The organism is Chloroflexota bacterium (assembly GCA_016875875.1).
Lineage (GTDB): Bacteria > Chloroflexota > Dehalococcoidia > GIF9 > UBA5629 > 9FT-COMBO-48-23.
Window position 1 is genome coordinate 68,206 of record VGOP01000003.1, and the last position, 12,610, is coordinate 80,815.

The 12,610-nt window shown below is 51.0% G+C and carries 10 protein-coding genes; 9 read left to right on the forward strand and 1 reads right to left on the reverse strand.

What is annotated here, in order from left to right; all coding sequences use genetic code 11:
• Window positions 1-35: 35 nt before the first annotated feature.
• On the reverse strand, window positions 36-1,871 hold the full coding sequence (locus FJ023_03080; protein MBM4446320.1) for a TIGR03960 family B12-binding radical SAM protein: 1,836 nt from the start codon (window positions 1,869-1,871) through the stop codon (window positions 36-38).
• 255 nt (window positions 1,872-2,126) lie between these two features.
• Here FJ023_03080 and FJ023_03085 point away from each other — a divergent pair, with 255 nt between their 5' ends.
• The 9 genes from FJ023_03085 (at window position 2,127) to FJ023_03125 (ending at window position 12,604) form a co-directional block, all read left to right on the forward strand.
• On the forward strand, window positions 2,127-3,005 hold the full coding sequence (locus FJ023_03085) for a dihydropteroate synthase (protein MBM4446321.1): 879 nt from the start codon (window positions 2,127-2,129) through the stop codon (window positions 3,003-3,005).
• 22 nt (window positions 3,006-3,027) lie between these two features.
• Window positions 3,028-3,933, forward strand: coding sequence for an acetyl-CoA decarbonylase/synthase complex subunit delta (locus tag FJ023_03090; GenBank protein ID MBM4446322.1), 906 nt, complete (start codon window positions 3,028-3,030; stop codon window positions 3,931-3,933).
• A gap of 68 nt (window positions 3,934-4,001) precedes the next feature.
• On the forward strand, window positions 4,002-6,311 hold the full coding sequence (gene cdhA / locus FJ023_03095) for a CO dehydrogenase/acetyl-CoA synthase complex subunit epsilon (GenBank protein ID MBM4446323.1): 2,310 nt from the start codon (window positions 4,002-4,004) through the stop codon (window positions 6,309-6,311).
• A gap of 21 nt (window positions 6,312-6,332) precedes the next feature.
• Window positions 6,333-7,031: a thymidylate synthase gene (locus FJ023_03100; protein MBM4446324.1), complete on the forward strand. Its 699-nt coding sequence runs from the start codon at window positions 6,333-6,335 to the stop codon at window positions 7,029-7,031.
• 12 nt (window positions 7,032-7,043) lie between these two features.
• On the forward strand, window positions 7,044-7,598 hold the full coding sequence (cdhB, locus tag FJ023_03105) for a CO dehydrogenase/acetyl-CoA synthase complex subunit epsilon (protein ID MBM4446325.1): 555 nt from the start codon (window positions 7,044-7,046) through the stop codon (window positions 7,596-7,598).
• 13 nt (window positions 7,599-7,611) lie between these two features.
• Window positions 7,612-8,829 (forward strand): CO dehydrogenase/CO-methylating acetyl-CoA synthase complex subunit beta, encoded by a 1,218-nt coding sequence (gene cdhC, locus FJ023_03110; GenBank protein ID MBM4446326.1) that lies wholly within the window; start codon window positions 7,612-7,614, stop codon window positions 8,827-8,829.
• A 20-nt stretch (window positions 8,830-8,849) separates the two neighbouring features.
• Entirely contained in the window at window positions 8,850-10,217 is a 1,368-nt protein-coding gene (locus FJ023_03115) for an acetyl-CoA decarbonylase/synthase complex subunit gamma (GenBank protein MBM4446327.1), read from the forward strand.
• Complete coding sequence (gene nuoE, locus FJ023_03120) at window positions 10,214-10,693, forward strand: NADH-quinone oxidoreductase subunit NuoE (protein MBM4446328.1); 480 nt, start codon at window positions 10,214-10,216, stop codon at window positions 10,691-10,693. Before FJ023_03115 ends, nuoE begins: the two co-directional genes overlap by 4 nt.
• A 9-nt stretch (window positions 10,694-10,702) precedes the next feature.
• A complete protein-coding gene (locus tag FJ023_03125; GenBank protein MBM4446329.1) occupies window positions 10,703-12,604 on the forward strand; it encodes an NADH-quinone oxidoreductase subunit F in 1,902 nt (633 codons plus the stop codon).
• Window positions 12,605-12,610 lie beyond the last annotated feature (6 nt).

A 12,610-nucleotide genomic window follows, 5' to 3' on the forward strand; every position in this document is an offset into this window, starting at 1 on the left:
AGCCCCCCTCCTTTCCTTAATATAATGTCGTATTATTATATCAATTTGACAGTTGCCTTGAATTTTTGCTGGCAGTCGGGATGCTGTTGCTGTAACCCGCAGGCATTGCAGTGGCCATAGCGACAATCCGGTGTCTCCTTCTCTTGCCACATATCCCGATGTTCTTTAGTGAGAAAGGCAGGCGTTACCCCAATGTCAATATGCTGCCAGGGTAATACTTCGTCCAGAGGTCGTTCCCGATTAGCATAAAAGGCTGGGTCGAGTCCGATTTCCTTGAAGGCATGCAGCCAGTTATCGTAGTTGAAACATTCCTGCCAGGCATCGAATTTGCTGCCCAGTTCCCAGGCCCTATGGATGACTTTGCCAAGTCTGCGGTCACCTCGAGATAAGACTGCTTCAATCTGGCTGGTTTTAGTGTCCTGCCATGAAAGGTGAGCTCCAGTCCGGCGCAAGCCCTGTTTGAGCAGTTCATGTTTGGGGGTTAGCTGCTCTTCTGTATCCTGCGCTAACCATTGGCAGGGGGTATGAGGCTTGGGAACAAAGGTGGCTACACTGATCCTGAGCCGTGGCGGTTTATTCCTAAGCTTCTTGCCTAGCTGGCAGGTTTTGGTGACCAGGTCTGCTATGCCCTTTACGTCATCCATGGTTTCGGTAGGCAGCCCGACCATGAAATACAGCTTGAGGTTCAGCCAGCCTTTTTCGAAGGCAGTGGCGAAAGTGTCAAGCATCGCCTCTTCGGATATACGTTTGTTTATGACCTGCCGCAGCCTTTCAGTGCCGGCTTCAGGAGCGAAGGTCAGAGTAGTCTTGCGTCGGTAAGGCAGTGATTCCACCAGGTCTATGGACGATGCATCAAGGCGGAGGCTGGGTAAGGACAAGGATAGGTTATCATGGTAATATTTGCTAGACAGATGGCGGATTAAGCCGCTTATGTTATGGTAATCTCCGGTGCTCAGAGAAACCAGTGATACTTCATTATAGCCGCAGTTGCTTATAAGCTCTGCCACACCTTCGATTACTTGTTGCTCGGGAAGTTCACGGACTGGACGGTAAATCATTCCGGCCTGGCAGAAGCGGCACCCTCGGCTGCACCCCCTCTGGATTTCGACTGCTCCACGGTCATGAACTACTTTGATATGAGGTATCACCGGCTTGGTAACGGGCTGGGGCAATTCGGCAATTATCTGCCGCTCAATTGGTAGCCTGGCTTCGGGCACCTTTGGCGTTATGCTGGTGAAGGTGCCATCTTTGTGATAGGCCACTTTGTATAAGCTCGGGACATATGAACCAGGAATAGCTGAGGCTTCTGGTAACAGTTGCTTTTTGTTGTCCTTGTAAGCCCGGAAGACGTCTAGTAATTTCAATATTGCCTCTTCAGCCTCGCCGATAACAAATAAGTCGATGAAATCAGCCATTGGCTCCGGGTTAAGGACGCAGCTACCACCGGCTATTATCAGGGGGTGTGAATCGTTTCGTTGGCGGCTGAACAGCGGGATTTGAGCCAAGTCGAGCATGTTTAACACATTGGTGTAGGTGAGTTCGTAGCCCAGCGAGAAGCCGATGATGTCGAAATCTTTCAGAGGGTGTCTGGTCTCCAGGCTGAACAGCGGTATATTATGCTGTCGTAGCTGCGCCTCCATGTCCACCCAGGGGGCATAAACCCGCTCGACGAGGACGTCAGGCTGGTCATTTAGTATTTTGTAGAGTATAGGCAGTGCCAGATTGGACATGCCGACCTCGTATACGTCGGGGAAAGCCAGGGTGATTCGGATGGGAGTCGCCTGCCAGTCTTTTATAATGCTGTTCCACTCGCCACCGCTGTACCGGGCCGGCTTAGAGACCTCATAGAGTATATCATCAAGACTGTTCATCTTTTTTAGCTCACAGGGGTCAATTATAGCTTTCAGCAGCGGCAGCTTTCAATTTCTCTGTGTTTTTCTGCAGGGGCACCGCTCCTCATTTATATACATAAAGTTGCCACTTCCCTTCACAGGTACAAATCAGGTACAAATACTGTTGACGCTTATATAGTGAGGTGATACAATATTGCTTTGGTTCGGCCTAATCATACCATCAACCCTGAAAAACGAAGCTTTTCAGGGGGCATTAAATAGAAGGGGGCTCACATGGTTTTAATCGGCGAAAGCATTCACATTATTTCTAAAGACGTCAATGACGCTGTCAAGGAACGCAATCCCAAGGTAATCCAAGACCTAGCCAAAGCACAGACTGCCGCTGGGGCAGACTACATAGACTTGAATCTCGGTCCGGCGAAGAGGGACCCGGAAGAGGTAACCCAGTGGCTGGTCAATACAATTCAAGGAGTCACCGATTTACCCATATCTGTGGATACTTTGAATCCTGTAGCTATGGAAGCCGGCCTCAAGGCCTGCAAGAAAAGACCTCTGCTTAACTCTTCCTCGGGAAGAACTGACAGCAAAGAGCGCATGCTTCCACTGGCTAAGAAATATAATACCGATGTGGTTATTTCCGTTCTCACCGACAAAGGCTGTCCCCCTGACATCGATGCCCGCATAGAAAGCATTATGGAAACAATTGCCTTAGCCAATGAGCTTGGTATCCCAAACGAGGATATCTGGGTTGACCCCATAATACTGCCGGTGAGCGCCGACCAGAAACAAGTTGCCGATGCTGTCGAATTCATTGGCATGTTGGCGGACCTAATGCCCGGTGTTAAATCTACGGTAGGGCTGTCAAACGTATCCAACGGCACACCCGAGGAACTCAGAGGTATTCTCAATCGCACCTACATGATAATGCTGGGAAGAAGGGGGCTCTACTCGGCAATTGCCGATGTCCTGGATGAGGAGCTGGTCAAGCTAAATAAGGGCGAGCTCCCTAAGATCGTTGACCTTATCTACAAGACGATGGACGGGGAGGCTATAGACATCGCTTCGCTGTCGCAGAAAGAGCGAGACTACGTTAAAACCACAAAAGTGCTCATGGCAGAGACACTTTACTCTCACGCTTGGCTCGAGAGTTAGAATTCTTTAAAAGGAGTTAACGATGGACTACAAAGCACCTTTGGAGACCTATTCAGGAAAAGTAGCCGAGGTGGTGATTGGTAAGGGAGAAAAAGCTTTAAAGATTGGGGGAGAGAGCGTTCTCCCCTTTCATTTTTTCGAGGGCAAGATAGAGAACCGACCTCGGCTGGCTTTAGAAGTCCTTGATGCTGCGCCGACAAACTGGACCGAATGGGAATGCCGGCCTTATAAGGACGTTCTTTCCGACCCGGTGGCCTGGGCGAAGAAATGCTTAGACCTTGGTGCTGACCTCGTTTGCCTGCGTCTGGTGAGCACTGACCCGGCTGGGGCGAATGCTCCGGCGGACAAGGTCGCTGCCGTAGTCAAGCAGGTGGCATCGGCCATAAAGACGCCGCTTATCGTCTATGGCTCTGGCGATGGGACAAAGGATATCGAGGTGTTGACCAAGGTGGCGGAAGTCTGTGCCGGTGAAAATCTCCTCCTGGGTCCGCTGGCCAAGGAGAACTATGAGCCTATAAGCAAGGCGGCTTTAGACCATGGGCATTGCATAATCGCTCAGTCTCCATTGGATATAAACCTGGAGAAGGAGTTAAATGTAAAGCTGCTGAAGACGTTCCCCCGTGAGCGGATAGTCATCGACCCATTAAGCTCGGCCTTGGGTTATGGTATGGAATACAGCTTCACTATAATGGAGAGAACCAAGCACATCGGCGTCATGTTCGGCGATAATACCATGCAGATGCCCATTATCGCTGACCTTGGCAGCGAGTGTGCCAGGACCAAGCAGGCTAAGGAAAGCGAAAAGCAGGGGCTTCTGTGGGAGAGCATTACCGCCATTAGCCTTATTTTGGCGGGTGCCAGTGTCCTGATATTGAGGCAACCTGAAAACTGTAAACTCATGCGAGAGGTTATAGACGGCAAGATATAATATTGATAACTATTCTCATTAATAGTATAATTAAATAGTAATCATCTTTATATAAGGAGGTATCCATAATGGCTGTAGTTACCAAAAAGAAGAAAAATCTGCGGAAAGATACGGTAAACGAGATAATACGGGCGGAAGATAATTGGGAACCTGTGGGGCATACGCCGATGCCTGAGCTTCCCGATTTAAGAAACTGGGACATGAGGCTGCTCAAGACCTATAAGCCCTTTTATGCGCCTATGTGTGATTTGTGCTGCTTCTGCACTTACGGCAAATGCGACCTTACCGGGGATAAGAGGGGAGCTTGTGGCATAGATATTTCAGCTCAGCAGGCTAGGGTTGTGCTTTTAGCCTGTTGTATGGGCACGGCGGCTCATGGTGGACACGCTCGGCATGTGCTTCACTATCTGATTGAGAAACATGGCAAAGATTATAAAATTAATCTCGGTGACCAGATACTTGTAGAGGCGCCGCATATACGGACGATCCTTGGGCTCAAGCCAGAAAATTTGGGTGACCTGGAGAAGGCTGTTGAGTATGTGGAGAATCAGCTTATTCACTGTATCTCGGCGCTTCATACCGGTCAGGAGGGTTCGGCGCTTGATTATGAGTCTAAAGCCCTTCATATCTCCATGCTAGACCACGTTGCCTTGGAAGCCGCCGACATTGCCGAGATAGTAGGTTTCGGCTATCCGACATCTGTGGCTGAGACCCCATTGGTTGACCTGGGTTGGGGGGCAGTGGACAGGACGAAGCCGGTTGTACTCTTGATTGGGCATAACCCGGTTACGGCTATCCCCATCGTTGATTATATAAATGCCAATGGCCTTCAGGATAAGGTCGAAGTCGCCGGCATTTGTTGCACCGCGCAAGAGGTGGTGAGATACAGTGATAGGGCTAAGGTGGTTGGCCCTCTGTCTCGCCAGCTTTTCTTCATCAGGACTGGCATCGCCGATGTTATCGTCACCGATGAGCAGTGTGTAAGATGCGACACCCCCGTAGAGGCTGCCAAGGTGGGCACAGCCCTGATTGCTACCAATGACAAAATCTGCTATGGGCTTGAAGATGTGAGCAAGAGGGAAGCAGACGAAATAGTCAAAGACATGGTAGGTGGAAAGCAGACTTTGATATTTGACCCGGATAAGGCAGCCGAAGTAGCAGTAAAAGTAGCTATGGAACTGGCGCCTAAGAGGAACAAGGTGCTGGTCAAGCCGGAAGAGGTGCCCGATTTAGCCAAAGACCATAAGCTGTGTAATATGTGCAGCCAGGTCTGCCCCAATTTGCTGCCGGTCGGCGATGCCATCGAGGCGGCGAAAAATGGCAATATACAGCCGCTGGTGGAGGTGTTTAACAAGTGTATCGGCTGTGGCAAGTGCGACCAGGAGTGCCCTCGCCATGTGCCCATAATCAAGATGATGCAGGCAGCAGCCAGCTGGGAAACGTGGAAGATGAGGGTGGGGCGAGGACCGATTATGGACGTAGAGATAAGAAAAGTCGGTGCGCCTATCGTCTTGGGCACTATACCCGGCATCATCGCCATCGTCGGCTGCTCCAACTTCCCTGAAGAGATTACTGAGATAGCCGACATCGCTGAGGAATTCGCCAAGAGGAAATATATTGTGGTGCTAAGCGGCTGCTCGGCTATGGTGGCCGGGATGAAGAAGGACAAGGAAGGCAAAACTATTTATGAGAAGTATCCGCCCAATTTCGACGCCGGCGGAGTTCTTAATGTCGGTTCCTGCGTAGCTAATTCCCATATCACCGGCGCTGCCATGAAGGTGGCTAATATCTTCGCCACTCTGCCTTTGCGAGGCAATTATGAGGTTATCGCCGACTATATCTTAAATCGCGTCGGTGCCTGCGGCCTTGCTTGGGGAGCTTATTCTCAGAAAGCAGCGTCAATCGCCACGGGCTGTAATCGGCTGGGCATACCAGTTGTCTTAGGTCCTCATTCCTCCAAGTATAGAAGACTCTATATGAGCCGGAAGGAGGAGGATGACTGGACGGTGATGGATGGCAGGGAGAAAAAGCTGGTAAACACTGAGGAGCCATCGCCTGAACATCTGATTACAGTGGTAGAGTCCAAAGAGAGGGCGATGGTAACCATGGCTAAGTTGTGCATCAGGAAGAACGATACTGCTCAGGGGCGCCAGCTGAAGCTCACCCATTATATTGCCCTGCATAAGCAATATATGGGAACCCTGCCTGACGACCTTCACCTTTTCGTCAGAAAGGCTACAGATATACCCATATTCTTTAAGAAAGAAGTGATGGCCTATCTTGAGAAAGTGGGATGGAAGGAGAAGCCAGTCTTGACTCTGCCTACTCTGATCGGAACTTATACGTCCGAGGTCCCGCTGGATGCGGTCGTCCACTAAGGAGATTCAAAAGAGAATTTTATGCGCATTCTGGTAGCTATACAAGGCCATTATGGCCAGAGAATTGCCGATAACATAAGGAAGTATGGTTCGGCTGACTGGAAGGTTTATTCTTACACTTTCCAGCAGGACTTGCCAGCCATAATCGATGACGCTGATGAGTTTCTGCCTAAAGAGTTGCCGGAGGCCGATCTGCTGATATCTCTAGGTGAGCACCCAGGGGTGGCTCAGATGATTCCCGACATGGTGAAGAAGAGCGGTGCCAAAGCAGTGATTGCCCCGGCGGATAACCGCGTCTGGCTGCCGCCCGGTCTGGCCAAACAGATTAAGCGCAAGCTGGAATCTATGGGAGTGGACATGGTCTATCCCGTTCCCTTCTGTACCCTGGCAGAGAAGGATAGTCAGAACCCTAATATTAAAGAATTTGCTAAGTATTTCGGAAAGCCAGAAGTGGACATAGAGCTTGATAAAGATAAAATAAAGCGGGTCACAGTTATCAGGGGGGCTCCCTGTGGCTGCAGTCCGTATGTGGCTGACGGTTTGGTGGGAATCTGGGAAAGGGACGCCGTGGAGAAATCCGGACTTCTCCATCATCAATACCCCTGTCTGGCGACAATGGGGATAGACCAGGAATTTGAAGACACTCTGATGCACCGTGGCGGGCTTATGACTAAATTGGCAGTAGAGAAAGCTATTAAGGATGTTAAGGTAGCTAAGTAAGGAGGTTTTATCATGACCACGACTTTACCATATCATCGAGTTAACGTATTAACCGGCACTAAGTCAGCTAAGATTATTGAAGATGCCAGCGAGTATGCGCACCTGATTAAACGAGCTACAAGGCCGCTATTGGTGCTCGGCTCCTGGGCTCTTACCACGACTTTAGGCGGCAAGCTTCTTATAGAGTATGGTGTGGAGATAGCTAAGACACTTGATATTCCCATATGCGCTACTGCTCACACCAAGAAGAAGCTGCTTGAGCTGGGCGTTGAGCCAGCCAGCAGCTATGACATTATAGAGATTCTCAACCATCTCAAAGACCCGGCATGGAAAGGGGTCAAGAAGGAAGGTAATCACGATCTGGTGATGTTTCTTGGGTTCAGGACTGACCTCGGTGAGCAGGGACTTTCCACCCTGAAGCATTATGCCTCGCACCTTAAGACTATGACCTTGTGCAAATTTTATTATCCACATGCCAGCTATTCCCTTCCTAATATGAGAAAAGATGAACAGTGGAAGGAATTTCTAGATAATCTAATTACAAATTTAAAGAGTAAGGAGGCATAACAAAATGGCAGGAATTTTCCCAGTGGACGTTGGCCCACAATACGAGGGCGAAGTAATTAGAAAAGGCGACATGTATGTCGAATTTGGTGGCCCACAGGCGAAGAGCAAATTTGAGTTGGTGACTCTAAAGGGTATTGACGAGGTTGAGGACCAGAAGATTGAGGTCATCGGCCCGGACATCAAAGACTTGAAAGAAGGGGGGAGTTACCCCATAGGTTTGCTAATCGATGTTGCCGGTGCCAAGCTAGAGAAAGACATGGAGCCAGTGTTTGAGCGAAGGATTCACCTTTATGCCAATTATATAGAGGGCTTGTATCACATGAACCAGAGAGACGAGATGTGGGTCAGGCTGAGCAAGGACTCCGTGGCTAAGGGGCTTAACTCTTTTGAAGCCATTGGCCAGATACTGATGTTCCTCTATACATCTGAGTTGGATGTCATCGAGAAGATTTCCATCACCTTTGTTACCGATGAGAAGAAGGTTGAGGAACTTCTAGCCAAGGCCCGCGAGGTCTATAAGGCAAGGGATGAGAGGGCCCGTGGCTTGAAAGAGGACGATGTTCAGGAGTTTTATAGCTGTGCCCTGTGTCAGAGCTTTGCCCCGACCCATATATGCATTGCCACCCCGGAGAGGGTGGCTAATTGCGGGGCCATAAGCTGGTTCGATGGCAGAGCCGCTTACAAGCTCGACCCGGAGGGGCCGGTACAGGAGGTAAAGAAGGGTGAATGTTTAGACCCGATAAGAGGGGAGTACAAAGGCTGCAACGAGCTGGGAGCAATAAAATCTATGGGGGCTTATGACAGGGTCTTTCTCCATAGCGCTTTTGAGCATCCGCATACCTCTTGCGGTTGCTTCCAGGCGATTTGGTTCTATATCCCCGAAGTCGATGCCTTCGGCCTCGTCCACCGCGATTTTGCTGGGCCCACAGTAGTCGGTGTGCCTTTCTCCACTATGGCTGCAGACACCAGCGGTGGCCGGCAGGTAGAGGGCTTCCTGGGCCTAGCACTGGAGTATCTCAGGTCGCCCAAGTTCCTGTATGCCGATGGTGGAATCAAGCGCTGTGTGTGGATGCCCAAGGAGATAAAAGAGAGATACAAGGATGCTATACCCGCAGACCTGTACGATAAGATAGCTACAGAGGAAGATGCTAAAAACACTGATGAGCTGATTGCGTTTTTGGATAAGGTAGGCCATCCCTGGGTGAAGGGTGAGGTAGAACTTCCTGTATAAAACGGACTAGGAGGATCGACATGGCGTTAAAAGGAACTGACGTTGTAAAGAGGCTTCCCGACGGAGGCAAAAAGAATTGCCGTGAATGTGGTTTTCCCACCTGTTTTGCCTTTGCCATGAAGCTGGCTGCTGCTGGTGTAGCACTTGATAAATGTCCTTACCTGCCAGCAGATGTCAAGGCCGAGCTGGAAGAAGCTCTGGCACCACCTATCAAACCGGTGACCATTGGCTCTGGCAAAAATGCCCTCGAGATCGGTGGTGAAGAGGTGGTTTACCGGCATGAGAAGACCTTTGTCCATCAGCCGGGCATTGCCCTGCTTATCTCGGATAAGGATGCTGATGCAAAAATAGATGAGAAGCTGACGAAGATAAAGGAGCTGCAGTTCCCCTGGGTGGGGCTGACTCTTAAGGCGAACGTTCTGGCGTTGCGGTTTGAGTCAGGTGATAAAGCTAAGTTTGAGGCATTGGTGAAGAAGGTCTGCGAGAGCACCGACCTGCCTGTAGTGCTAATGTCCGAAGATGTTGATACTCTGCTTTCAGCTCGAAAGATATGCGGTGACAGGAAGCCGTTACTTTACGCGGTCACCAAAGATAACATCGACAAGATAATTGCTGGAATTAAGAGTTCGCCGACGCCGGTGGTGGTGAGGGGTCACAGCGTGGAGGAGCTGATACCACTGACCACCAAGCTGAAGGAGGCGGGCCTTGATGAGATCGTCTTGGACCCAATCGCCAAGAATATGCAGGAAGCTATCAGGGATCAGACACTCATCCGACGAGCAGCTTTGAAACAGAACTTCAGACCTCTGGGTTATCCTACTATCAGCTTCCCCTGCTTCATAGCGAAAGACGAGATCAGGGAGATTCTGCTTGCCGCCATGTTTGTGATTAAATATCCCGGCATAATTGTTCTCTCTGACTTCGACCGGTACTCGTTATTGCCGTTGCTGGTGCAGAGGCTAAATATCTATACCGACCCGCGCATACCGATGTCTGTGGAGCAGAAGGTTTACGAGATAGGCGAGCCGAATGACGAATCACCGGTGTTGATTACCAGCAACTGGGCGTTGACTTACTTTATTGTTGCCTCGGAGATTGAGGGTAGCAAGGTTGCGTCCTGGCTGTGCGTTAAGGATACGGAAGGACTTGGCGTCCTCACCGGCTGGGCTGCTGGCAAGTTCTCTGGCGACTCCATCGGGCCATTTATTAAAAAGACTGGAATCGAAGGCAAAGTAAAGCACAAGAAGCTTGTTATTCCGGGCAAAGTAGCCCGAATTAAAGGAGAACTAGAAGAGGCACTGCCCGGTTGGGAAATCATCGTCGGGCCCAGAGAAGCCAGCGAGATACCAGCCTACTTACCGGGCCTCGTGAAGAAGTGGAAGAACTGAAGCCAGAACTGGTAGACATCCTGGTCCCAAACAAGAAGGATAGACGCCATTTAATCTCCCTTCTTCAGCAAGTTCAATATAAGTTTGGCTATATTCCAAAAGAGGCGATGCTAGCCATCGCCGACTTTCTAGAAATCCCAGAGAGCACGGTGTACGGCATCGCCACTTTTTATAATCTGTTCCGCTTCACACCCCTCGGCAAGCACCCGGTTAAGGTTTGTATGGGCACCGCCTGTCACTTGGCTGGAGGCAAGCTTGTCCTTGAGGCCATGGCCAGGGAGCTTGACATCCAGGTCGGCGGCATCACATCTGACCAAGAGTTCAGTCTGGATAGGGTAGCCTGCGTTGGCTGCTGTGCTCTGGCCCCAGTCGTGGTAGTCAGCGACTCTGTCTATCCTAGGATGACACCACCGAAGGTCGAGGAGGTGCTGGTGACCGTTAAGCCGGTAAGCCAGGAGCAGCCGGAGAAACATTAGGGGCAGTTGATGACCTTTGAAGAAATCCAAAAGCAGGCGAAGTCCAACTGGGACTCCCAGTATCACGGCAAAGCCCCACACATACTCATCGGCACGGCTACCTGTGGCCGAGCCGCCGGTGCACTGCCGGTAGTCGAAGCTTTTAGTAACGAGCTGGCGAAGAGAAATGCCCGGGCCAAGGTTACCGAGGTCGGCTGCATCGGGCTTTGCTCCTTCGAGCCGCTGGTAACCATAATCAAGCCTAGTTCCTTCACCGTCTGCTATAACAATGCAACTCCTCAAGTTGTGCCCACGCTTGTCGAAGGCTATGTACTGGGTGATGACCCCTGCCTTGACCTGGCTTTGGGCACCCTTGACGGCGGTGATGGCAAAGCAGTCTATATTCCAGAGCTTTCCAGATTTGAGCACGAATATCGCCTGCTCCTGCGAAACTGCGGTTACATCGACCCCGGGAATATAAACCACTATATCGCCAACGGTGGCTACAGCAGCCTGGCTATGGCTCTGCAAATGGAGCCCGACACCATAGTCGGGGAGATAAAGAAGTCTGGCCTCAGGGGTCGGGGTGGTGCCGGCTTCCCCACCGGCAGGAAGTGGCAGCAGTGCCGCGAAGCCTCAGGGCAGACTAAATATATAATCTGCAACGCTGATGAGGGAGACCCGGGGGCTTTTATGGACCGGGTGGTTTTGGAGAGCGACCCTCAGCAGGTCATAGAAGGCATGGTTATCGCCGCTTATGCCGTCGGTTCTCATGACGGGTTTATCTATATTCGAGCTGAGTATCCACTGGCTATCGAGCGCTTGCAGGTTGCACTGGAACAGGCAAAGAATCTGGGGCTATTAGGCGATAATATTCTGGGCAGCGGTTTCAGCTTTGATATCGAGATAGTCGAGGGAGCTGGCGCCTTTGTCTCCGGCGAATCCACCGCCTTAATGTATGCCATCGAGGGCAGACGTAGCATGCCCAGGGCCAGACCGCCTCATTCGGTGAAGGCCGGCTTGTGGGGCAAACCTACGGTGCTTAACAATGTCAAGACCTATGCCTACGTTCCTCTGATACTGGCTCGCGGGGCTGATTGGTTTTCCGGCATCGGTACTGAAGGCAGCAAGGGCACAGCCGCCTTTGCACTGGCCGGAAAGATGGTCAACACCGGGCTGGCGGAAGTGGCTATGGGTACAACGCTGCACGAGCTCATCTTCGATATCGGCGGTGGCATTCGCAGTGGTAAGAAATTCAAAGCGGTGCAGATAGGCGGGCCCTCCGGCGGCTGTTTACCTGAAAGCATGCTGCGGACGGCGGTAGATTTCGATTCGCTCCGCAAAGCTGGAGCAATTATGGGCTCCGGCGGTGTCATTGCCATGGACGAGGACAACTGCATGGTTGATACCGCCAAGTTCTTCCTCGACTTTATACAGAAGGAGTCCTGCGGCAAGTGCTCCACCTGTCGCATTGGCAGCAAGCAGATGCTGGACATGTTGGAGGACATTACTGTTGGCAAAGGCAAGATTGAGGACATAGATTGGCTGGTTGAAGTTGGGCAGGACATAAGTGGTGGCTCGCTGTGCGGCTTGGGCAGAACGGCGCCCAATCCAGCCCTAACCACGATTCGCTATTTCCGTGATGAATACGAAGCCCATATTCTGGAGAAGCGATGTCCGGCGCTGGTATGCAAAGAGCTAATCGCCTATTACATACTTCCCGAGAAATGCGAGCGAGCCTGCGAGCATTGTGTCTTATCCTGTCCCGTGAAAGCCATCACCACTAATGAAAAGGGTATAAAGGTCATCGACCAGAGCAAGTGCACCAAGTGCGGCAGCTGCCAGCTCGTCTGCCCGCCGGAATATAATGCCGTTATACGTCTCTCCCCACCCAGCCTGGTGCCAGTCTCGGGAGCTAAAACCCAAGAATAACTAAGA

Coding starts and splice junctions, on each gene's coding strand:
- cdhB (MBM4446325.1), top strand. CDS start 7,044: ATGACCACGACTTTACCATATCATCGAGTTAACGTATTAACCGGCACT.
- FJ023_03100 (MBM4446324.1), top strand. CDS start 6,333: ATGCGCATTCTGGTAGCTATACAAGGCCATTATGGCCAGAGAATTGCC.
- FJ023_03080 (MBM4446320.1), bottom strand. CDS start 1,871: ATGAACAGTCTTGATGATATACTCTATGAGGTCTCTAAGCCGGCCCGG.
- FJ023_03085 (MBM4446321.1), top strand. CDS start 2,127: ATGGTTTTAATCGGCGAAAGCATTCACATTATTTCTAAAGACGTCAAT.
- FJ023_03090 (MBM4446322.1), top strand. CDS start 3,028: ATGGACTACAAAGCACCTTTGGAGACCTATTCAGGAAAAGTAGCCGAG.
- FJ023_03115 (MBM4446327.1), top strand. CDS start 8,850: ATGGCGTTAAAAGGAACTGACGTTGTAAAGAGGCTTCCCGACGGAGGC.
- cdhA (MBM4446323.1), top strand. CDS start 4,002: ATGGCTGTAGTTACCAAAAAGAAGAAAAATCTGCGGAAAGATACGGTA.
- FJ023_03125 (MBM4446329.1), top strand. CDS start 10,703: ATGACCTTTGAAGAAATCCAAAAGCAGGCGAAGTCCAACTGGGACTCC.